The sequence below is a fragment of the Flexivirga sp. YIM B11880 genome (assembly GCF_058148645.1).
The window spans coordinates 23,696-45,073 of sequence record NZ_JBMAMH010000021.1; the positions used below are offsets into that span (position 1 = coordinate 23,696).

The following is a 21,378-nucleotide window of genomic DNA, read 5'->3' on the forward strand; positions in this document are numbered from 1 at the left end:
CTCACCCATGGTCATACTTCCGATCTGGTTGTCGTGTTGATGTCGACACCGGTCTGCGCCAAGGCATCGGTGTATGCCGCCCACGGCAGCAACGCGCACTTCACTCGTGCGGGATATTTCGACACTCCGGAGAACGCCACCCCGTCGCCGATGATTTCCTCGTCGCCCGGGTCCTGGCCCTTGGAGGTCAGCATCGCCCGCATCGCGTCATAGGTCCGCAGCGACTCGGCCACGGTGTGCCCGATGATCTGCTCGGCCAGCACGGAGGCAGAGGCCACCGAGATCGAGCAGCCGAGCGAGTCGTAGGAGACATCGGCCACCGTCTCCTCGACGAGGTGCACCCGCAGGGTGACCTCGTCACCGCAGGTGGTGTTGACGTGGTGGGCCTGCGCGTCGTACGGCTCGCGCAGCCCGGCGTGCTCCGGGTGCCTCGAGTGATCGAGGATCAGCTCCTGATAGAGGTCCATCAGCCGGCCGCTCCGAAGATGTCCGGCACCCGGTCCAGCGCCTCGAGGAAGACCTGCACCTCGTCCAGCGTGGTGTAGGGCCCGAAGCTGGCCCGCGTGGACGCGGTCAGCCGCGTCGCGCGGTGCAGCGGCCAGGCGCAGTGGTGACCGGTGCGGACGGCGACTCCCGAGTCGTCCAACACCTGTCCCACGTCGTGCGGGTGCACGCCTTCGACCACGAATGCCACGGCGCCCGTGCGCTTCTCGGCATCGAGCGGACCGAGCACGCGCACCCAGGACCGCGTCGCCAAACCGTCCAGGACTGCCTGGGTGATGGTGCGGTCATGTGCCGCGACGGCGTCCATGCCGAGGGCCGACAAGTAGTCACAGGCGGCGGCGAGACCGACCGCCTGGGATTCGTTCGGCACGCCGGCCTCGAATCGCTGGGGCGGCGCGGCATACGTCGAGCCCTCCATCCGGACCAGCTCGATCATCGAACCTCCGTAGAGGAACGGCGGCATCGCCTCGAGCAACTCCCGGCGGCCGACGAGCCCACCCACGCCATACGGCCCGAGCATCTTGTGGCCGCTGAACGCCAGGAAGTCGACACCGAGGGCGGCGAAGTCGACCGGCAGATGCGGCACCGACTGGCACGCGTCCAGCACCGTGATCGCGCCGACGGACTGCGCCCGTCGCACAATCTGCTGCACCGGGTTGATCGTGCCGAGCACGTTGGAGACGTGCGTGAACGCAACGATCTTCGTCCGCTCGTCGATGATCTGGTCGAGACCGGTGAGGTCGAGCTCTCCGTCATCGGTGACGTCGATCCAGCGCAGCGTCGCACCGGTGCGCCGGGCCAGCTCCTGCCACGGCACCAGGTTGGCATGGTGCTCCATGACCGTGGTGACGATCTGGTCGCCCGGCCCGATCCGGAACCGGTCGGTCACCGCCGGGTCGGCACCCGGGATCCCCAACTCCCCGGGAACTGAAGCGTTCCCGAACGCGTAAGCCACCAGGTTGAGCGACTCGGTCGCGCTCTTGGTGAAGACGACCTCGCCCGGGTCGGCACCGACGAATCGGGCGACCGTCGCGCGGGCACCCTCGAACGCCTCGGTGGCCTCCTCGGCGAGTTGGTGCGCGCCGCGGTGGGCGGCCGCGTTGTGCTGCTCGTAGAAGGCGCGCTCGGCGTCCAGCACGGCGCGCGGCTTCTGTGAGGTGGCGCCCGAGTCCAGGTAGACCAGCGGGCGCCCGTCGCGCACCGTGCGCCCGAGGATCGGGAAGTCGCCGCGCACCTGGTCGACGTCTAACCCGGACATAACGGTCAACTCCTCACGTGCGTTCGGTGATGTATGACGAGCCGTCGCTCAGGCGCGCGCCGGAGCGAGGAACCGGTCGTAGCCCTCTTCCTCGAGGCGGTCCGCCAGCTCCCGGCCGCCCTCCTCGGCGACCTTCCCGTTGACGAACACGTGCACGAAGTCCGGCTTGATGTAGCGCAGGATCCGCGTGTAGTGGGTGATGAGCAGGATGCCGGCGTCGGTGGACTCCTTGGCACGGTTGACGCCTTCGGAGACGATGCGCAGCGCGTCGACGTCCAGACCCGAGTCGGTCTCGTCGAGGATGGCCATCTTCGGCTTCAGCAGCTCCAGCTGCAGGATCTCGTGGCGCTTCTTCTCACCTCCGGAGAACCCCTCGTTGACACCGCGCTCGGCGAAGCCCTCCTCCATGCGCAGGTCGCCCATGGCCTGCTTGACGTCCTTGACCCAGTGCCGCAGCTTCGGCGCCTCGCCGTCGATCGCCGTCTTGGCCGTGCGTAGGAAGTTGGACACCGTCACACCGGGGACCTCAACGGGATACTGCATGGCCAGGAAGAGCCCGGCGCGCGCCCGCTCGTCGACCTTCATCGCGAGCACGTCCTCGCCGTCCAGCGTGACGGTGCCACCGGTCACGGTGTACTTCGGGTGGCCGGCGACGCTGTAGGCCAGCGTCGACTTGCCCGAGCCGTTCGGGCCCATGATCGCGTGCGTCTCCCCCGACTTCACGGTCAGGTTGACACCCTTGAGGATCTCCTTGGTGCCCTTGTCGGTCTCCACCGACACATGCAGGTCACGAATCTCCAGCGTTGACATGTTCTGCTCTTTCCTCAGCTTGCGGGGACCGCGACGTAGACGTCGCCGTCCTGGATTCGAACGGGGTAGACGGCGACCGGAACGGTCGCGGGCGGAGACGTCGGCACACCGGTGTTGAGGTCGAAGCGTGAGCCGTGCAGCCAGCATTCGATGGTGCAGCCGTCGACCTCGCCCTCCGACAACGACACGTTTGCGTGTGTGCACGTGTCGTTGATGGCGTGCACGATGCCGTCGGCATCACGCACCATCGCGACCCGGACGCCGTTGATCTCGGCGAGTGCTGCCTCGGCGATGCCCAGATCGTCGACTGCACACACCAGCTCGAACTCGTCGGTGATCTGCTCCGCCTCGCTCATCACTCGCCCCCTGCAGCGAGCTCGACGTCGATGGCCTCCATCAGCGGCTCGACGACGGACGGCACGCCGATCTTGCCGATCAGGTCGGCGAAGAAGCCGCGCACGACGAGCCGGCGTGCCTCGTGCTCGGGGATGCCCCGTGCTTGCAGGTAGAACAACTGCTCGTCGTCGAAGCGGCCGGTCGAGCTGGCGTGGCCGGCACCTTCGATCTCACCGGTCTCGATCTCCAGGTTGGGCACCGAGTCGGCGCGCGCGCCGTCGGTCAGGACCAGGTTGCGGTTGAGCTCGTAGGTCTCGATCCCCTCGGCCTCGGCACGGATCAGCACGTCGCCGACCCAGACGCTGTGCGCCGAATCCCCTTGCAGCGCGCCCTTGTAGGTGACCAGCGACTTGGTGTGCGGCGCATTGTGGTCGATGAAGGTGCGGTGCTCCAGGTGCTGGCCGGCGTCGGCGAAGTAGACGCCGAAGAGAGTGGCGTCGCCCCCGGGACCGTCGTACCGCACGTTGGAGTTGATCCGCACCACGCGGCCGCCGAGCGTCACGGCGATGTGGCGGTAGGTCGCGTCCCGGCCCACCAACGCCTCGTGCTGTGCCAGGTGCAGCGCATCGTCGTCCCACTGCTGCACGCTGACGACGGTCAGATGAGCACCGTCGCCGACCACGATCTCGACATTCGCGGTGTGCTCGCCGGAGCCGGTGTGCTCGATGATCACCAGGCCGCTGGAGTTGATGCCGGCCTCGATCACCACGTGGCCGTTGGACCGCTTGCCCGCGGCGCCGTGCACGTCCACGCGCACCGGCTCGGGGTATTCGGTGTCGGCAGCCAGTTTCAGGTGCAATGCCTTGGGGCTGCGCGCGTGGGCCAGGGCCGACGCCCGGTCACCCGGCCGCAACGCCGTCCCGCGCGGTGCTTCACCGGCAGCGAGCGGCGCGGCGACGACCGACTTGTCCGAGACGGTGACGCTCAGCGCCCCCTCGGCGGTCGGCTCGTCCGCGAACAGCCCGGTCAGCCGGTCGACCGGCGTGAACCGCCAGTCCTCCTCGCGCCCGTGCGGAATCGGGAAGTCGGCGCAATCGAACGACGTCTTGCGTGCACCGCGCGACTCGTCGGGGGCGAGGACCTCCGGGGTCAGTGACGGGTCGGTGTGTGTCTTGGCCTTGTCAGACAACAGCGGCATCAGCCGACTGCTCCTTCCATCTGCAGCTCGATGAGGCGGTTGAGTTCGAGGGCGTACTCCATCGGCAGTTCCCGGGCGATCGGCTCGACGAAACCGCGCACGATCATGCCCATGGCCTCGCTCTCGGTCATCCCGCGTGACATCAGATAGAACAGCTGGTCGGCGCTGACCTTGGAGACCGTCGCTTCGTGGCCCATTTGCACGTCGTCCTCGCGGACGTCGACATACGGGTAGGTGTCGGAGCGGCTGATCTGGTCGACGAGCAGCGCGTCGCACACGACGTTGGACTTGGAGTGCTTGGCGCCTTCGAGGATCTGCACCAGGCCGCGGTATGACGACCGCCCACCGCAACGGGCGACCGACTTGCTGACGATGGTCGAACTCGTGTTGGGCGCGCCGTGCACCATCTTGGCGCCCGCGTCCTGGTGCTGGCCCTCGCCGGCGAAGGCGATGGACAGCGTGTCGCCGCGCGCGTGCTCACCGAGCAGGAAGCACGCCGGGTACTTCATGGTGACCTTGGAGCCCATGTTGGCGTCGATCCACTCCATGGTGGCGCCCTCGCCGACGGTCGCCCGCTGCGTCACCAGGTTGTAGACGTTGGTCGACCAGTTCTGGATCGTCGTGTAACGCACCCGGGCGTTCTTCTTGACCACGATCTCGACAACCGCCGAGTGCAGCGAGTCGGTGGTGTAGACCGGCGCCGTGCAGCCCTCGACGTAGTGCACGTAGGAGCCCTCGTCGGCGATGATCAGGGTGCGCTCGAACTGGCCCATGTTCTCGGTGTTGATCCGGAAGTAGGCCTGCAGCGGGATCTCCACGTGCACGCCCGGCGGCACGTAGACGAAGGAGCCACCCGACCAGACCGCGGTGTTCAAGGACGCGAACTTGTTGTCTCCGGGCGGGATCACCGAGCCGAAGTACTCCTTGAACAGCTCCGGGTGCTCACGCAAGCCGGTGTCGGCGTCGGTGAAGATCACGCCCTGCGACTCCAGGTCTTCGCGGATCTGGTGGTAGACGACCTCGGACTCGTACTGTGCCGTGACACCACCGATCATCTGCTGCTTCTCGGCCTCCGGGATGCCCAGCCGGTCGTAGGTGGTGCGGATGTCGTCCGGCAGGTCTTCCCAGCGGGTCGCCTGCTTCTCGGTGGACTTCACGAAGTACTTGATGCTCTGGAAGTCCAGCTTGCTCAGATCCGACCCCCACGTCGGCATCGGCTTCTTCTCGAACAGCCGCAGCGCCTTCAGCCGGGTCTTGGTCATCCACTCCGGCTCGTTCTTCAACGTGGAGATGTCGCGGACAACCTCTTCGTTCAGGCCGCGACGAGCGGTGGCACCCGCTTCGTCGCTGTCGGCCCAGCCGAACTCATAGGCACCGAACTCCTTCAGTCCCGGGTTGAGCTCTTCGATGGTGCTCATCGCGAATCCCTTTCTGTCGATGCCGTAAGGGCGGTTGGAACGAACGTGGTGCAGACGTGATCACCGTGCGCGAGCGAGGCAAGACGCTGCACGTGGACTCCGAGGGTCCGCGAGAACGCCTTGGCTTCCTCTTCGCAGAACTGCGGGAACTCCGCGGCCACGTGCTGCACGGGACAATGTCCCTGACACAATTGAACGCCGGCGCGGGGGGTGCCATTCCCGACCGGCCGGGTGCTGGCGGCGAAACCCTGCTCGGTGAGCGCGGCGGCGAGCGCCTGGGTCCGGCTGTCGATGTCGCGTCCGGCGGACTCGACGACCGGGGTGGCCCGCTGCGCCATCGCGTCGGCGCGCCGGCGCGCGAACTCGGTCACCGCCTCGTCGCCTCCGGTCTCCCGCAGGAAGTGCAGCACGGAGCCGGCCAGCGAGTCGTAGTCGCCGCGCAGTCGTGCGTGGCCCAGCGCGGACACCACGAAGGAGCGGGCCGGACGGCCGCGCTTGCGCCCGGCGGCACCGGTCGGCTCGTGCTCTTCGACGAGCTCCTCGTGTGCCAGCCCGTCGAGGTGGCGGCGTACGGCGGCGGGGGTCAGGCCGAGCGACTCCCCGAGCTCGGCCGCCGTGATGGGGCCCCGCTCGGAGATCGTTCGCAGCACGCGCTCGCGCGTGCCGACCTCTCCACCGATAAACACAACATCAGTGTGACGTAATTCGACAGCCTGGATCCAGCCAGGCTTACCTAAGTTCGGGAATTCGGTGCTGTGATGCTCTTCACACTCGTCGCAACAACCCTGGGCCGCCGCTCCTGGGGACGAGGGGACGGGCACGAGCGTGCAGAATCACGACCTACACTTGGCGGTCGTGAGTGCTCCCGTTCCGCCGGTCGTCGTCGACGGCGTGACGCACCACTACGGCAGCAAGCTCGCACTGGACGGCATGAGTTGGCAGGCACCGCAGGGCGCGATCACGTGCGTTCTCGGTCCCAACGGCGCCGGCAAGACCTCGATCATGGAGATGGCCGAGGGGCTGCGTCGCCCCGAGAGCGGCACCGTCCGCGTGCTCGGCACCGACCCCTGGCGCGCCGACGCCACACACCGTCGCCGGGTCGGCGTCATGCTGCAGGACGGAGGTCTGCCCGGCTCCGTCAAGCCGCTGCGGCTGCTCGAGCACGTGGCGCGACTGTATGACGCCGGCAGCGACTTCCCGGCTCTTGTCGAAGAACTCGGCATCGACGAGTTCCGCCATACCTCCATCCGGCGGCTCTCCGGCGGGCAACGACAGCGGGTCGCGCTCGCCGCCGCATTGGTCGGCCGGCCCGACGTGGTCTTTCTCGACGAACCCAGCGCCGGACTCGACCCGCACGCACGACTGGACGTGTGGGAACTGGTCCGGCGCACCCGCGACCGGGGCTGCTGTGTGGTCGTGACGACCCACTCGTTCGAGGAGGCCGACCGGCTGGCCGACCGCGTCATCATCGTCGCGGCCGGCTCGGTGGCCTCCCAGGGCACCGTGACCGAGGTCAGCGGCACCGACGGCCTCGAGGGCACCTACTTCGCACTCACCCGCACGACCAAGAAGACACTGTCATGACGACACCGGCACTGCGGGCACGGAGCCAGGCGGGCTTCGAGATCCGCACGCTGCTCTCCAACGGCGAACAACTCCTCGTGTCGCTGCTGCTGCCGGCCCTCGCGCTCGTGGGGTTGGCCGTGAGCACGACGCCCGATCTCGGCCCGGGGCGCCGCATCGACATCGTCGTGCCCAGCGTGCTGGCGCTCGCCGTCGTCTCCACCGCGTTCACCGGGCAGGCGATCTCGACCGGTTTCGACCGCCGGTACGGCGTGCTGCGCCTGCTCGGTGTCACCCCGCTCGGCCGCTCCGGGTTGCTCGCCGGCAAGGCGCTCGCCGTGCTGGTGATCGTCGCCCTGCAGACTGTTGTGCTCGGCGTTCTCGGCGCGTGCTTCGGCTGGCACCCGGACCCGCTCGATGTCGTCGTCGGTCTGCTCATCATGCTCGTCGGCACCTGGACGTGGGTCGCGCTGGCACTGCTGATCTCCGGGGTGCTGCGCGCCGAGGCGGTGCTCGCGGTCGCGAACCTGCTCTGGGTGCTCTTCGCCGGTCTCGGTGGTCTGCTGCTGCCCACCCACCGGTTCCCCGAGGCAGCGGGCGCGCTGATCCGGCTCCTCCCGTCGGGAGCGCTCGGCGACGGCCTGCGTGACGCGATGACCGGCCACTTCGGCTCGCTCGGAGAGCCGGTCGTGGTCCTGCTCGTCTGGGGCGCTGTCCTCACCGCCGCCACCGCGGCCACCTTTCGATGGGACGACCGATGACCACCCGCATCCTGCCCGAGGTCCACCGCGACGAGGTGCCGGTCACCGGCTGGTCCCCGTTGCCGCCGGCCGCCGACACGAGAGGGCTCGCCGGCTGGCTGCGCCGGCTGTTCTGGCTCAACCTGGTCGTCGAGGTGCTGATCGTCGCGAGCGGCGGTCTGGTCCGGCTCACCGCCAGCGGACTCGGCTGCCCGGACTGGCCGCAATGCGTGCCCGGCTCCCTCACCCCGGTCAAGCACCAGGCCCAGTCCTGGCACAAATTCGTCGAGTTCGGCAACCGGACCCTGACCGGGCTGGTCAGCGTCGTGGCGCTGGCGCTGCTGGTCGCTCTCATCGTCGACCAGCGGCAGGGGTCCCGCCGCCGCGGCCTGTGGCCGCCGGTGGCGTTCATCCTCGCCGGCATCGGCGTGCAGGCCGTCGTCGGCGGCATCGCCGTGCACACCGAACTCAACCCGGCGATCGTCGCGACCCACTTCCTTGCGTCGATGCTGCTGGTGTGGGCGTCGGCCTGGCTGGTCTACCGGTCCCGCGAAACGGACCGTCCGGCACGGCCGGTCGTGCCGCGCGAGGTCCGCTGGCTGGCATACGTCACCGGCGCCGTGGTGGCCGTGGTGCTCTTCCTCGGCACCGTGGTGACCGGCTCCGGCCCGCACTCCGGCGACGATGCGGAGCATCCGGCCCGGTTGCACTTCGACATGCGCACGGTCGCCTGGCTGCACGCCGACACCGTCATGCTGCTCACCGGCCTGGTGGTCGCCGTGCTGCTCGCCACGGTGCTCGTGGCCCGGCATACCCGCGCACCGCGCGCGTGGACCTGGGTCATCGGCGTGATCGTGCTGCAGGGGATCGTCGGCTACACGCAGTACTTCCTCCAGGTGCCGGCCGGCCTCGTCGAGGTGCACATGATCCTCGCCAGCCTGCTGGTCGTCGTCACGACCTGGGCCGTGCTCAGCCTCCGCGAGCGCTGAGCGGCCGGTCAGCACTCACGGCGCCGCCGGATGGTGAAGAGCTGCAAGCCTTTCGGCCGGCCGGCATTGGTCGCCGTGATCGACTGCAGCGCCGGATACTTGCGGCGCACTTCGACCTCCAGGCGGTCGTGCAACGTGATCCCGGTCGCCGGGCAGTGGCCACACGTGCCGTCGAACGAAACCTCGACCCGGCCGTCCATGACCGACTCGACGTGGACCGCTCCCCCGTGCGAGCGCACGTAGTCTCCGGCCGGCCCGGCGAGCACCTCGTCCAGCGCCGCGGTGAGCAGCGCGTCGCCGCCGCACTGCGCCTCGTCATACGGCTGCCAGCCCGGCTCGACGATCGACGCCGAGAGGGCGTCCCTGATCTCCGGCAGCGCGTCCCGCCGGCCACGGCCGTCGGCCAGCCGGACCAGTACGGCACAGGACTCGCAGGAGATCTCGCGGACGACACCGGCGGCGACGAGTTCACCGAGCGCCCCGGGAGCCTCGCGCACCGGACCGACGAACGGCACCGACGACGGCGGCACCACCCACCGCACGGCCTGGGGATCGCCGGCGACCGTCTCGGGGTGCATCGGCAGCACGGCATCGCCGACGCTGGTCACGTGAGGGCCGCCACGACGGTGTGCACCAGCAGCGCGGCCGACCAGGCGAGCACGAACATGTAACCGAACGCGATCGCCGGCCACCGCCACGTGCCGGTCTCCCGGCGCATGACGCCGATGGTCGACATGCACTGGAGGGCGAAGAGGAAGAAGGTCAGCAATGCTGCGGTCGTCGGTGCGTCGAAGAGCTTCTCCTGGTGACCGTCGCGCTCGGTGGTCATGTGCTGCAGCGTGGTCTTCGGCGAGTCCGGATTCTCCGCCGCCGCCACCTGCCCGAGCGTCGCCACGAACACCTCGCGCGCCGAAAGCGAGGCCAGGACGCCGACATTCACCCGCCAGTCGAAGCCGAGCGGCTCGAAGACCGGCTCCACAGCGTGCCCGACATCGGCGGCGAGGCTGTGATCGAGGACGTATGCCGACGTGGCGGACGAGCTGGTCGTGTCGACACCCGCGTGACGCATCTCGGTGACGCTTCGGGTCGGCAGGTTGAGCAGCAGCCACAGCACCACCGTGACCACCAGGATGATGCGGCCGACCTTGCTCAGGAAGGCCTTGCTGGAGTCCCACACCGCGAGCCCGACCGACCGCAGACGAGGGAGCCGATAGCTCGGCATCTCCATGTAGAACGGCAGCAGCGCACCGTGCCGGCCGGTGATCCGCTTGAACACCCAGGCGGTGCCCATGGCGGCGAGCGCACCGACGAGGTAGAGCACGAACATCACCACGCCCTGGGCGCTGAACGGCCCGACACTTGCCGACGACGGAACCAGGAGGCCGATGAGCAGCACGTAGACGGTGAGCCGGGCCGAGCACGTCATCAGCGGCGCGCCCATCATCGTCGCGATCCGGTCTCGGGCGGACGGCAGCGAACGCGTCGCCATGATGCCCGGTATGGCGCACGCCCACGCCGACAACAGCGCCACGAACGCGCGGCCCTCGAGGCCGGCGCGCGCCATCAGCCGGTCCATCAGGAACGCCGCGCGGGAGAGGTAGCCACTGCCCTCCAGGATCGCGATCATGAGGAACAGCAAGGCGATCTGCGGCACGAACACCATCACGCTGCCGAGACCGCCGATGAGCGCATCACCCACGAAGCTGCCGAACCAGCCGGACCCGAGGTGCTCATGGGCCCACGCTCCCCCGGCGTCGAACCAGGACTGCACCAGGTCCTGCAAGGGAGTCGCCAGCGTGAAGATCACCTGGAAGAAGAGGAACATCGTCGCGGCGAAGATCAGCGTGCCGAACACCGGGTGCAGCAGCACCGCGTCCAACCGGCGGCTGCGCGCGTCGTCCTTGGGCGGCTCGTGGCGAGCCACGTCGAGCACCGACTTCGCCCAGGCCCGCGCCGGTCCGCGCTCGGTCGGCGGCGGTAACTCCGGAGCCCGCCATGCGTCGACGGTGCCGAGCCGGTCGCGCAGCGCGGCGAGCGCCTCGCGGTCCCCGGCGGACACCGCCAGCACGGGGACGCCGAGTGCGCGCTCCAGGGCGGCGACGTCGAGCGACCCCATCCGGCGGTGCAGGTCGTCGCCGAAGGTGAGCACGACGGTGGCGGGTATGCCGGTGTTGAGCGCTTGCCCGACGAGGATCAGGGAGCGTTCGATGGTGGTCGCGTCGAGCAGGATCAGCAGCGCGTCCGGGGTGCGCAGGCCGTCGTCGGCGGCGTCGAGCACGTCACGCACGACCTGCTCGTCGGGGCTGATCGGGTCGAGGCTGTAGGTGCCGGGCAGATCCTCGATGGTGACCTGGCCGGCGGGTGTGCGGGCGGTTCCCTCGTAGCGCGCGACCGTGACGCCCGGGTAGTTGCCGGTCTTGGCGCGCAGCCCGGTGAGCGCGTTGAAGAGGGTCGTCTTCCCGGAGTTCGGGCTGCCGAGCAGGGCGACGCGGGTGGTCCCGGCCGCGGACTCGACGAGGGTGTCACCCGGCTGGCAGTGGCTCACCGCGGCGCGACGAGGAGATGCCGGGTGTGCTCACGCCGGATGGCGATCTCATAGCCCGCGATCCCGTAGATGAAAGGGTCGCCCAACGGCGCGCGCCGCAGCACGGTGACTTCCGCGCCGTCGGCGAAGCCCAGGTCCTCGAAGCGACGCACGCAGGACCGGTCCAGGACGGCGTTCCAGCCGACGATCACCCCGCTCTGACCGGGCCGCAACTCGGCGAGCGGCCGGGCCCCGGTGTGGTCGACCCGATCAACGCTTCCGCCGGCCGGGCGCACTCGCGTCGCGATCGTCATCGAAAACCTCCGTAGGAGAGCCTTACCTTTCCCGTACTTAGGCGAGGCTACCCTCTATTCGGGGTTGGACGAAACCTGCCGATGCGTCGGCACCGGACAGCAGCGGCGTGATCAGTGGAGGTGGAGGAGCGGGTCGATCGCGACGCCCACGAAGACCAGCGTGAGATAGCTGATCGAGTAGTGGAACAGGCGCATCGGCTTGAGCACCTTGTATGACGCACCCGTCCGGGCGCGCTGCAGGAGCAGGTGCGCCTCGCGCAGGAAGACCGCACCGGAGGCCACGGCGATCACGGTGTAGACCACACCCATGTCGCCGATCGGGATCAGCGCCAGCGTGGTCAGCACCGTCACCCAGGTGTAGACGAGGATCTGCCGGGCGACGTTGACGTCCTCTGCCACCACCGGGAGCATCGGCACGCCTGCGTTGGCGTAGTCGTCCCGGAAGCGCATCGACAGCGGCCAGTAGTGCGGCGGCGTCCAGAAGAAGACGACCAGGAAGAGGATGAACGCCGACCAGCTCAGCGAGTCGGTCACCGCCGACCAGCCGATGAGCGTCGGCATACAGCCCGCGATGCCGCCCCAGACGATGTTCTGGGAGGTGCGGCGCTTCAGCAGCAGCGTGTAGAAGCCGACGTAGAGGACGATGGCGCCGAACGACAGCACCGCCGACAGCCAGTTGACCAGCAGTCCGAGCCAGAGCACCGACACGATGCCCAGCACCACGCCGAAGACGAGTCCGTTGCGCGGACTGATCACGCCGGTGGCGAGCGGCCGCCCCTCGGTGCGGTGCATCAACCGGTCGATGTCGCGGTCGAGATAGCAGTTGAGCGCGTTGGCCGAACCGGCCGAGAACGAGCCGCCGATCAGCGTCGCGAGGATCAGCCAGACGGACGGCACCCCCCGGTCGGCCAGGAACATCACCGGGAACGTCGTGACGAGCAGCAGCTCGATGATGCGTGGCTTGGTCAGCGCCAGGTAGTCGCGCAGCACCGCGCCGAAGGTCCGGGGCGGCGGGGGGCCGATGGTGCGGTCGGAGGCGCGGCCTTCGGCCGGGCGCGGCTCGATCGCAGTCACTCGCGTCACTTCCATGCTTGGGGAGGCGTCTGCCGGGAGCAGCCCGGTCCGCCTCGGGAACGCCCCGAGTCTATCCCGCCATGACACTTTGCTTTCGGTGCGGGTCGCGGGACTAGGCTCGACGAGGAAAGATCCAGTTTCGCCGATTCTTCGTGGGAGCCATCTGCCGTGACCCAGGACACCTCAGCCACCACCGGACGCCGGGACCCGGCGCTCGCGGAGCCCATCGCCACCGACGCCGGCTGGACCCCGGTCGACGTCCGGGCGGTCGACACCGTTCGAGTCCTCGCCGCCGACGCCGTGCAGAAGACGGGCAATGGACACCCGGGCACCGCGATGAGCCTCGCGCCGCTGGCCTACCTGCTCTACCAGCAGGTGATGCGCATCGACCCGAGCGACCCGGCCTGGATCGGTCGCGACCGGTTCGTGCTGTCCTGCGGGCACTCCAGCCTCACCCAGTACATCCAGCTCTACTTCTCCGGCTACGGCCTGGAGCTGAAGGACCTCGAGGCGCTGCGCACCTGGGGCTCGCTGACTCCCGGTCACCCCGAGTTCGGCCACACCGACGGCGTCGACATCACCACCGGTCCGCTCGGTTCGGGCATCGCCTCGGCGGTCGGTATGGCGATGGCCCAGCGCCGGCAGCGCGGCCTGCTCGACCCGGAAGCCGCGCCCGGCACCAGCCCCTTCGACCACCGCATCTGGGTGATCGCGTCCGACGGTGACCTGATGGAAGGCGTGTCGGCAGAGGCCGGTTCGCTGGCCGGGCACCAGGAGCTCGGCAACCTCATCGCGTTCTACGACCAGAACCAGATCTCCATCGAGGACGACACCGACGTCTCGTTCACCGAGGACGTCGCGGGCCGCTACGCGGCATACGGCTGGCACGTGCAGACCGTCGACTGGCGCCCGGGCAACAAGCCGGACAGCGACCGGGACACCTACACCGAGAACGTCGACGAGCTGCTGGCCGCGATCGAGCAGGCCAAGCAGGTCACCGACAAGCCGTCGCTCATCTGTCTGCGCACCATCCTCGCCTGGCCGGCACCGACCAAGCAGGGCACCGGCAAAGCGCACGGCAGCGCCCTCGGCGACGAGGAGGTCGCCGGCACCAAGAAGCTGCTCGGCTTCGACCCCGACAAGTCGTTCCAGGTCGAGGACGAGGTCATCGAGCACGTCCGCAAGGTCAAGGACCGTGGGCAGCAGGCGCACGCCGAGTGGGACAAGGCATACGGCGCGTGGCGAGAGGCCAACCCGGACCGCGCGAAGCTGCTGGACCGGCTGCTCAAGCGGGCGTTGCCGGACAACTTCGCCGCCGCGTTCCCAGTCTTCGACGCCGACCCCAAGGGCATTGCGACCCGCGCCGCGTCGGGCAAGATCCTCACCGCTCTCGCGCCGGTGGTGCCGGAGTTGTGGGGCGGCTCGGCCGACCTGGCCGAGTCCAACAACACCACGATGGCCGGCGAGCCCAGCTTCGTCCCGGCCGACTGGCAGACCGAGGAGTGGAAGGGCGGGCCCTACGGCCGCACCCTGCACTTCGGCATCCGCGAGAACGCCATGGGTATGTCGCTCAACGGCATCGCGCTGGAAGGTCTGACCCGGCCCTACGGCGGCACCTTCCTGGTCTTCTCCGACTACATGCGACCTGCCGTCCGGCTGGCCGCCATCCAGAAACTGCCGGTGACGTTCGTGTGGACGCACGACTCGATCGGCCTGGGCGAGGACGGCCCGACGCACCAGCCGATCGAGCACCTCGCGTCGCTGCGCGCCATACCGGGCCTGGACGTGGTGCGCCCGGGTGACGCCAACGAGACCTCGGTCGCGTGGCGCACCATCCTGGAGCACACCGACCGGCCCGCGGGCCTGATCCTGTCCCGCCAGGCGATCCCGACCGTCGACCGGTCCGAATACGCCTCGGCCGAGGGTGTCGCCCGTGGCGCCTATGTGCTGGCCGACACCGACGGCACCCCTGACGTGATCCTGATCGGCACCGGTTCCGAGGTCAATCTGGCGCTCGAGGCCCGGAAGGCTTTGGCGCAGCAGAACGTTGACGCACGTGTGGTGTCCATGCCCTGCCGTGAGTGGTTCGAAGCGCAGGACGAGGACTACCGCCACGAGGTTCTCCCCCCGGAGGTCAAGGCCCGGGTCAGCGTCGAGGCCGCGACGCCGTTCGGCTGGCGCGACATCGTCGGCGACGCGGGACGCACGGTCGGCATCGACCACTACGGCGCGAGCGCGGCCGGATCGGTGCTGATGGAGAAGTTCGGTTTCACGGTGGACCATGTCGTGTCCGCCGCGCAGGAGTCCATTCAGGCAGCTGCAGGAGGCAAGTGAGATGGCAAACGACAACACACAGGCACTGAGCGACCTCGGGGTCTCGATCTGGCTGGACGACCTGAGCCGTCCGCTGATCACCGGTGGCGACCTGCAGAAGCTGGCCGACGACAAGAACGTCGTCGGTGTCACCACCAACCCGACGATCTTCGCGACCGCGCTGTCCGACGGCTCGGCATACAACGACCAGGTCGCCGAACTCGCCAAGGCCGGCGCGGGCGTCGACGAGGCGGTCTTCGAGATCACCACCCGCGACGTGCACGACGCGTGCGACGTGCTCCGCCCGCTCTACGACGCGACCGACGGGCAGGACGGCCGCGTGTCCATCGAGGTCGACCCGCGGTTGGCGCGCGACACCGAGGGCACCGTCACGATGGCCAAGGAGCTGTGGGCCAAGGTCGACCAGCCCAACGTGATGATCAAGATCCCGGCGACCGAGGAAGGTCTGCCGGCGATCACCGCGGCCCTCGCCGAGGGCATCAGCGTCAACGTGACGTTGATCTTCTCGCTCGAGCGCTACCGCGGGGTGATGAACGCGTTCCTGTCCGGCCTGGAGCAGGCCAAGGAGGCCGGCAAGGGCCTCTCCGAGATCCGGTCGGTGGCGTCGTTCTTCGTCTCCCGGGTCGACACCGAGGTCGACAAGCGGCTCGACGCCATCGGCACCGACGAGGCGAAGGCGCTCAAGGGCAAGGCCGGCATCGCCAACGCCCGGCTGGCCTACCAGGCGTTCGAGGAAGTCTTCTCGACTCCGCGCTGGCAGACCCTCGCCGACGACGGCGCGCACGTGCAGCGTCCGCTCTGGGCGTCCACCGGTGTCAAGGACCCGGCATACCCCGACACCATGTATGTCGTGGAGCTGGCCGTGAAGGACACCGTCGACACCATGCCGCCGAAGACCCTCGACGCCCTGGCCGACCACGGCGAGATCAAGGGCGACCAGGTGACCGGCAACTACGCCGACGCAGCCGGTGTGCTCGACGCGCTGGAGAAGCTCGGCGTCTCCTACAGCGACGTCGTCGAGGTGCTCGAGAACGAAGGCGTCCAGAAGTTCGACAAGTCCTGGGACCAACTGCTCGGCTCGGTGAAGAGCGAGCTGGAGAAGGCGGGAGCGACCCTGTGAGCGATGCCGACCTCACCGTGACTGCGGTCGGTGCCGCGGCGGACGCGATCAGCGCCCACGTGCCGCAGCTGGTGGCCGACAAGTTCGCCAGCAAGCTGTTCGCCCAGGACCCGACGTTGTGGGGCCCGGCAGCAGAGTCCGAGTCGGCCAAGCGCCTCTCGTGGGTGAGCCTTGCTTCGTCGTCGCGTCCACTCGTCGACGAGATCACGTCGCTGCACAGCAAACTCGCCGAGCAGGGCGTCGACCACGTGGTGCTGTGCGGCATGGGCGGGTCGTCGCTCGCGCCGGAGGTCATCTGCGCGACCGACGACGTGCCGCTCACCGTGCTCGACTCCTCGCAGCCGGACATGGTGCGTGCGGCGCTCGACGACCGGCTGGCGCAGACGGTCGTCGTGGTGTCGTCCAAGTCCGGGTCGACCGTCGAGACCGACTCCCAGCGGCGGGTCTACGAGCAGGCGTTCAAGGACGCCGGCATCGACCCGGCCGAGCGCATCGTCGTGGTCACCGACCCCGGTAGCCCGCTGGACAAGGAGGCCCGGGAGGCCGGTTACACCGTGTTCAACGCCGACCCCGGCGTCGGCGGACGCTACTCCGCGCTGACGGCCTTCGGGCTGGTCCCGAGTGGCCTGGCCGGCGCGGACATCGGCCGGCTGCTGGACGAGGCCGAGGCGGTGACCGGCGCGCTGTCGTCGGACGACGAGGCCAACCCGGCGCTCCGGCTGGGCGCCGCGCTCGGTGGCACGCAGCCGCTGCGCGACAAGATCGTGCTCATCGACGCCGGCACCGCCGCGGTCGGCTTCGGTGACTGGGCCGAGCAGCTGATCGCCGAGAGCACCGGCAAGGACGGCAAGGGCCTGCTTCCGGTCGTGGTCGGCGACTCCCCCACCGGCGACCAACTCACCGACGAGCTGTGGGTGCGGCTGGTGGCAGCCGACGACGACTCCCGGCCGTCTGGCGACGCCGTCGTCGACGTCGGCGGGTCGCTCGGCGCCGCGATGCTGCTGTGGGAGGCCGCCGTCGCGGCCGCCGGCCGGCTGATCGGCATCAACCCGTTCGACCAGCCGGACGTCGAGAGCGCCAAGGCCGCAGCACGCGACCTGCTCGGCAAGGGCACCGGTGAGGCAGCCGCACCGGCATACACCGACGGAGCGGTGGAAGTGCGCACCGCCGGGCCGGAGTTCCTCGGTGAAGCGTCGACCGTTGCCGACGCGCTCCGTGCGCTCTTCGCGCAGTTGCCCGCCAGCGGCTACCTCGCGGTCATGGCGTATGTCGACCGGATCGCCGATCAGTCGCTGGCCGACGTCCGAGTTCCGTTGGCGCGGAAGCTGAACCGCCCTGTGACGTTCGGTTTCGGCCCGCGCTTCCTGCACTCGACCGGCCAGTACCACAAGGGCGGCCCGGCCGACGGCATCTTCTTGCAGATCACCACGGCACCGGCCCAGGACCTGTCGATCCCGGGGCGCGAGTTCACCTTCGGGGACTTCATCGCCTCGCAGGCGGGCGGTGACGCCAAGGTGCTCGCCGAGCACGGCCGGCCGGTGCTGCGGCTGCACCTGACCGACCACGATGCGGGACTGGCCCAGCTGCAGCAGGCGATCGCCGAGGTCACCGCTTGAGCGACGACCCGAGCGAGGCGCGGCCAACGGGTGCGACGAGGGGCAGGCGCCCGGCCCGGGTCGCGCCGGGGATCAACCCCCTGCGGCAGGCGGACGACCGCCGCCTGCCGCAGATCGCGGGGCCGTGTGCGCTGGTGATGTTCGGTGTCACCGGCGACCTGGCCCGCAAGAAGCTGCTCCCAGCCATCTACGACCTGACCAACCGCGGGCTGTTGCCGCCCGGCTTCTCGCTCGTCGGCTTCGCGCGCCGCGACTGGGACGACGCGAAGTTCGCCCAGATCGTCCGCGAGGAGGTCCGGGCGGGCGCCCGGACGCCGTTCCGGGAAGAGGCGTGGCGCAATCTGGCGGACGGACTGCGTTTCGTCCGAGGCGCGTTCGACGACGACGAGGCGTTCGACGAGCTGGCCAGGACGTTGGAGAAACTCGACGAGGAGCGCGGCACCGACGGCAACGCGGCGTTCTACCTGTCGATCCCGCCGGGCGCGTTCGATGCGGTCTGCGCACAGCTGGATCGCTCGGGTCTGGCTGCGGCGCAACGCGGTTCGTGGCGTCGGGTGGTCATCGAGAAGCCGTTCGGCCATGACCTGGCCAGTGCGCGGGAGCTCAACGCGACGGTGGAGCGGGTCTTCCCCGCCGATTCGATCTTCCGCATCGACCACTACCTCGGCAAGGAGACGGTCCAGAACCTGCTGGCGCTGCGGTTCGCCAACCAGCTGTTCGAGCCGGTGTGGAACGCCCACTACGTCGACCATGTGCAGGTCACGATGGCCGAGGACATCGGCATCGCCGGCCGCGCCGGCTACTACGACGGCATCGGCGCCGCGCGCGACGTCATACAGAATCACCTGCTGCAGCTGCTCGCGCTCACCGCGATGGAGCAGCCGAACTCGTTCGGCGCCAACGAACTGCGCGCCGAGAAGGAGAAGGTTCTCGCCGCGGTCCGGCTGCCCGACGACCTGGCGACGGCGACCGCCCGCGGCCAGTACACCGCCGGCTGGCAGGGCAGCGAGAAGGTCATCGGCTACCTCGCCGAGGACGGCATCGACCCCAAGTCGACGACCGAGACCTATGCCGCGCTCAAGCTCGAGGTGCACACCCGGCGCTGGGCGGGTGTGCCGTTCTATCTGCGCACCGGCAAGCGGCTGGGCAAACGGGTCACCGAGATCGCGGTGATCTTCAAGCGCGCACCGCACCTGCCGTTCGACGACACCGCGACCGAGGAGCTGGGGCAGAACGCCATCGTGATCCGGGTGCAGCCCGACGAGGGCACGACCATCCGCTTCGGGTCCAAGGTCCCGGGCGCGGCGTCGATGGAAGTCCGTGACGTGACAATGGATTTCGCGTACGGCAACGCGTTCACCTCCTCGAGCCCGGAGGCCTACGAGCGGCTCATCCTGGACGTGCTGCTCGGCGAGCCGCCGTTGTTCCCGCGGCACGAGGAGGTCGAGCTGTCCTGGCGGATCCTCGACCCGGTCGAGCGCTTCTGGGCGCGGAAGGGCCGACCGGAGGGCTACGAGGCGGGCACCTGGGGGCCGCCGAGCGCCCGGGAGCTGCTCGCGCGCGACGGCCGGGAGTGGAGGCTGCCGTGATCGCGGATCTCTCCGGTACGACGACGAAGGTGCGCGAAGCGCACCCCGACCCCACCACAGAGGTGAGGGCGCAGTGATTGCCGACCTCTCCGGTACGACAACAAAGTCAGTGAGCAAGCTGCTGGTGCGGCTGCGCGCCGAGAGCGGCGCCATGGCTCTGGGTCGGGTGATGACGTTGATCGTCGTGGTGGACGAGGCGGAGGCGGATTCCGCGGTCGAAACCGCGATCCACGCCAGCCGCCAACACCCCAGCCGGATCATTGCGCTGGTCTCCGGCAGCCCGCGCGGCGCCAGCCGGCTGGACGCGCAGGTGCGGCTCGGCAGCGATGCCGGCGGTAGCGAGGTCATCGTGTTGCGGATGTTCGGTGAGATGACCAAGCACGGCGCGAGCGTGGTGACCCCGCTACTCGCCGCCGACACCCCTGTGGTGGCCTGGTGGCCAGGAGTCGCCCAGGACGTCGCCTCCTCCCCGATCGGCCGGCTCGCGCGCCGGCGCATCACCGACGCGTCGCTGGCCAAGGATCCGCGAAAAGCATTGCAGCGCAGACGTGCCGAGTATGCCGATGGAGACACCGACATGGCGTGGTCCCGGACGACGCGGTGGCGCGGATTGCTCGCGACCGCGCTGGATCTGCCGCCGTACGAGCCGGTGACCTCGGTGACCGTGACCGGAGCCTCGGACTCCGCCAGCAGTGATCTGCTCGCCGGCTGGCTCGCGGTGCGGTTGAAATGCCCCGTGCGACGCGACCGGTCCCGGCCGGGCACCGGGTTGGTGCACGTGCGGATGGAGCGCAAATCGGGACCCATTGAGCTGGACCGACCCGACCGGCGCACGGGCAAGCTCACGCAGCCCGGTCAGCCCGAACGTCGTCTCGACCTCACGCGTCCGGGCACCGACGAGTCGCTCGCCGAGGAGCTCAGCCGGCTCGGTGCCGACGACGTCTACCGGGAGGCCCTCGTGGAGGGACTGCCACTCGNGTCAGCCCGAACGTCGTCTCGACCTCACGCGTCCGGGCACCGACGAGTCGCTCGCCGAGGAGCTCAGCCGGCTCGGTGCCGACGACGTCTACCGGGAGGCCCTCGTGGAGGGACTGCCACTCGTCACCAATGCGCGAGCCGCTCGGAAGAAGGCAGACCCGTGAACGTCGAACAGCGGCCGACCAAGGAAGAGCTCGGCACGGCGATCTCCGACCAGCTGGTCACCGAAATCATCGCTGCACAGCGTGAACGAGGCGTCGCGCACATCGTCCTCACCGGGGGGTCGATGGGCGGGCTGTCCCTGCAGTCACTGCCCGGTGCGTCGGGCATCGACTGGTCCACCGTGCACTTCTGGTGGGGTGACGAGCGATTCGTGCCCACTGGTTCGCCCGAGCGGAACGACGTCGAGGCCGACAAGGCCGCGCTCGATGCACTGCCCGTGCCGGCCGGGAACGTGCACCGGGTGGCCGGACCGGACTCGGTGGCAAACGCGGAAGCGGCTGCGGCGGCATACAGCGCGGCGGTGCGGGACACGGAGGGCGACGGGCTCTTCGACGTCACGATGTTCGGCATGGGGCCCGACGGGCATGTCGCATCGCTGTTTCCCGGCCATCCGGCACAGCGCACCGAGGACGCCGTCGCGATCGCGGTGCACGACTCGCCCAAACCGCCGCCGGACCGCGTCTCCCTGACGTTCGAGTGCCTCAACCGCAGCCGGAAGGTGTGGCTGATGGTGGCCGGTGCGGAGAAGGCGGATGCGGTTGCGGCCGCCATGGCCCCCGGCGCCGACCGCTGGGACGTTCCCGCCGCCGGCGTGCACGGCACGGAGTCGACCGTCTGGTGGCTCGACGCCGACGCCGCGTCCGCACTCCCCGACTGAACTCGCCCCCATCCCGCGAATGACGGCTTTCTCGCCGTCAGTCAGTGAGCAATCCTGGTGCGACACGGCTACACGAACAGCACCGAACGAGCCGGCGACACGGTGGTCAAGCGGTATGCCGGGCCCGACTCGC

Annotated in this window: 19 protein-coding genes; 8 read left to right on the forward strand and 11 right to left on the reverse strand. The window is 69.3% G+C overall.

Features of this window, described 5'->3' with window-relative positions:
* Positions 1 to 11: 11 nt before the first annotated feature.
* The 7 genes from sufU to ACN8HC_RS18830 are packed head-to-tail and all read right to left on the reverse strand — an operon-like array spanning position 12 to position 6,210.
* Positions 12 to 467: a Fe-S cluster assembly sulfur transfer protein SufU gene (sufU, locus tag ACN8HC_RS18800; protein WP_490076381.1), complete on the reverse strand. Its 456-nt coding sequence runs from the start codon at positions 465 to 467 to the stop codon at positions 12 to 14.
* Positions 467 to 1,762: an aminotransferase class V-fold PLP-dependent enzyme gene (locus tag ACN8HC_RS18805; RefSeq protein ID WP_490076382.1), complete on the reverse strand. Its 1,296-nt coding sequence runs from the start codon at positions 1,760 to 1,762 to the stop codon at positions 467 to 469. Before ACN8HC_RS18805 ends, sufU begins: the two co-directional genes overlap by 1 nt.
* Positions 1,763 to 1,810: 48 nt before the next feature.
* Entirely contained in the window at positions 1,811 to 2,572 is a 762-nt protein-coding gene (sufC, locus tag ACN8HC_RS18810) for a Fe-S cluster assembly ATPase SufC (RefSeq protein ID WP_490076383.1), read from the reverse strand.
* Positions 2,573 to 2,586: 14 nt separating this feature from the next.
* Positions 2,587 to 2,928, reverse strand: a complete 342-nt coding sequence (locus ACN8HC_RS18815) for a non-heme iron oxygenase ferredoxin subunit (protein WP_490076384.1) — start codon at positions 2,926 to 2,928, stop codon at positions 2,587 to 2,589.
* Entirely contained in the window at positions 2,928 to 4,106 is a 1,179-nt protein-coding gene (sufD, locus tag ACN8HC_RS18820; RefSeq protein WP_490076385.1) for a Fe-S cluster assembly protein SufD, read from the reverse strand. Before sufD ends, ACN8HC_RS18815 begins: the two co-directional genes overlap by 1 nt.
* Positions 4,106 to 5,524 (reverse strand): Fe-S cluster assembly protein SufB, encoded by a 1,419-nt coding sequence (gene sufB, locus ACN8HC_RS18825; RefSeq protein WP_490076386.1) that lies wholly within the window; start codon positions 5,522 to 5,524, stop codon positions 4,106 to 4,108. The genes sufD and sufB overlap by 1 nt, the downstream gene beginning before the upstream one ends.
* Positions 5,521 to 6,210, reverse strand: coding sequence for a helix-turn-helix transcriptional regulator (locus ACN8HC_RS18830; protein WP_490076387.1), 690 nt, complete (start codon positions 6,208 to 6,210; stop codon positions 5,521 to 5,523). The genes sufB and ACN8HC_RS18830 overlap by 4 nt, the downstream gene beginning before the upstream one ends.
* A gap of 244 nt (positions 6,211 to 6,454) precedes the next feature.
* On the opposite strand from ACN8HC_RS18830, the gene ACN8HC_RS18835 reads away from it, so the two are divergent.
* Genes ACN8HC_RS18835 through ACN8HC_RS18845 form a run of 3 tightly spaced genes read left to right on the forward strand, consistent with a single transcriptional unit; the run spans position 6,455 to position 8,816 of the window.
* Positions 6,455 to 7,108 (forward strand): ABC transporter ATP-binding protein, encoded by a 654-nt coding sequence (locus tag ACN8HC_RS18835; RefSeq protein ID WP_490076409.1) that lies wholly within the window; start codon positions 6,455 to 6,457, stop codon positions 7,106 to 7,108.
* Positions 7,105 to 7,848, forward strand: a complete 744-nt coding sequence (locus ACN8HC_RS18840) for an ABC transporter permease (protein WP_490076388.1) — start codon at positions 7,105 to 7,107, stop codon at positions 7,846 to 7,848. Before ACN8HC_RS18835 ends, ACN8HC_RS18840 begins: the two co-directional genes overlap by 4 nt.
* A complete protein-coding gene (locus ACN8HC_RS18845) occupies positions 7,845 to 8,816 on the forward strand; it encodes a COX15/CtaA family protein (RefSeq protein ID WP_490076389.1) in 972 nt (323 codons plus the stop codon). Before ACN8HC_RS18840 ends, ACN8HC_RS18845 begins: the two co-directional genes overlap by 4 nt.
* Before the next feature lie 8 nt (positions 8,817 to 8,824).
* Here the strand turns inward: ACN8HC_RS18845 and ACN8HC_RS18850 are convergent, their stop codons facing one another.
* The 4 genes from ACN8HC_RS18850 to ACN8HC_RS18865 all read right to left on the reverse strand — a co-directional run bounded on the left by ACN8HC_RS18850 (position 8,825) and on the right by ACN8HC_RS18865 (position 12,728).
* Positions 8,825 to 9,424 (reverse strand): NifU family protein, encoded by a 600-nt coding sequence (locus tag ACN8HC_RS18850; RefSeq protein WP_490076390.1) that lies wholly within the window; start codon positions 9,422 to 9,424, stop codon positions 8,825 to 8,827.
* A complete protein-coding gene (gene feoB, locus ACN8HC_RS18855; RefSeq protein WP_490076391.1) occupies positions 9,421 to 11,361 on the reverse strand; it encodes a ferrous iron transporter B in 1,941 nt (646 codons plus the stop codon). Before feoB ends, ACN8HC_RS18850 begins: the two co-directional genes overlap by 4 nt.
* The gene (locus tag ACN8HC_RS18860; RefSeq protein WP_490076392.1) at positions 11,358 to 11,654 is read right to left on the reverse strand and encodes a FeoA family protein; all 297 of its coding nucleotides are present in this window, start codon (positions 11,652 to 11,654) and stop codon (positions 11,358 to 11,360) included. Before ACN8HC_RS18860 ends, feoB begins: the two co-directional genes overlap by 4 nt.
* A 111-nt stretch (positions 11,655 to 11,765) precedes the next feature.
* Positions 11,766 to 12,728, reverse strand: a complete 963-nt coding sequence (locus ACN8HC_RS18865) for a heme o synthase (protein ID WP_490076393.1) — start codon at positions 12,726 to 12,728, stop codon at positions 11,766 to 11,768.
* Positions 12,729 to 12,896: 168 nt separating this feature from the next.
* On the opposite strand from ACN8HC_RS18865, the gene tkt reads away from it, so the two are divergent.
* From tkt to pgl, 5 genes are all read left to right on the forward strand, one after another.
* The gene (gene tkt / locus ACN8HC_RS18870; RefSeq protein ID WP_490076394.1) at positions 12,897 to 15,062 is read left to right on the forward strand and encodes a transketolase; all 2,166 of its coding nucleotides are present in this window, start codon (positions 12,897 to 12,899) and stop codon (positions 15,060 to 15,062) included.
* Between the two features lies 1 nt (position 15,063).
* Positions 15,064 to 16,182 carry a transaldolase gene (gene tal / locus ACN8HC_RS18875; protein ID WP_490076395.1) on the forward strand — a complete coding sequence of 373 codons (1,119 nt, stop codon included), beginning with the start codon at positions 15,064 to 15,066 and terminating at the stop codon, positions 16,180 to 16,182.
* Positions 16,179 to 17,798, forward strand: a complete 1,620-nt coding sequence (locus ACN8HC_RS18880) for a glucose-6-phosphate isomerase (RefSeq protein ID WP_490076396.1) — start codon at positions 16,179 to 16,181, stop codon at positions 17,796 to 17,798. The genes tal and ACN8HC_RS18880 overlap by 4 nt, the downstream gene beginning before the upstream one ends.
* Positions 17,795 to 19,387, forward strand: coding sequence for a glucose-6-phosphate dehydrogenase (gene zwf, locus ACN8HC_RS18885; protein WP_490076397.1), 1,593 nt, complete (start codon positions 17,795 to 17,797; stop codon positions 19,385 to 19,387). The genes ACN8HC_RS18880 and zwf overlap by 4 nt, the downstream gene beginning before the upstream one ends.
* 169 nt (positions 19,388 to 19,556) lie before the next feature.
* Positions 19,557 to 21,245: a 6-phosphogluconolactonase gene (pgl, locus tag ACN8HC_RS18890; protein WP_490076410.1), complete on the forward strand. Its 1,689-nt coding sequence runs from the start codon at positions 19,557 to 19,559 to the stop codon at positions 21,243 to 21,245.
* Positions 21,246 to 21,378: the final 133 nt, after the last annotated feature.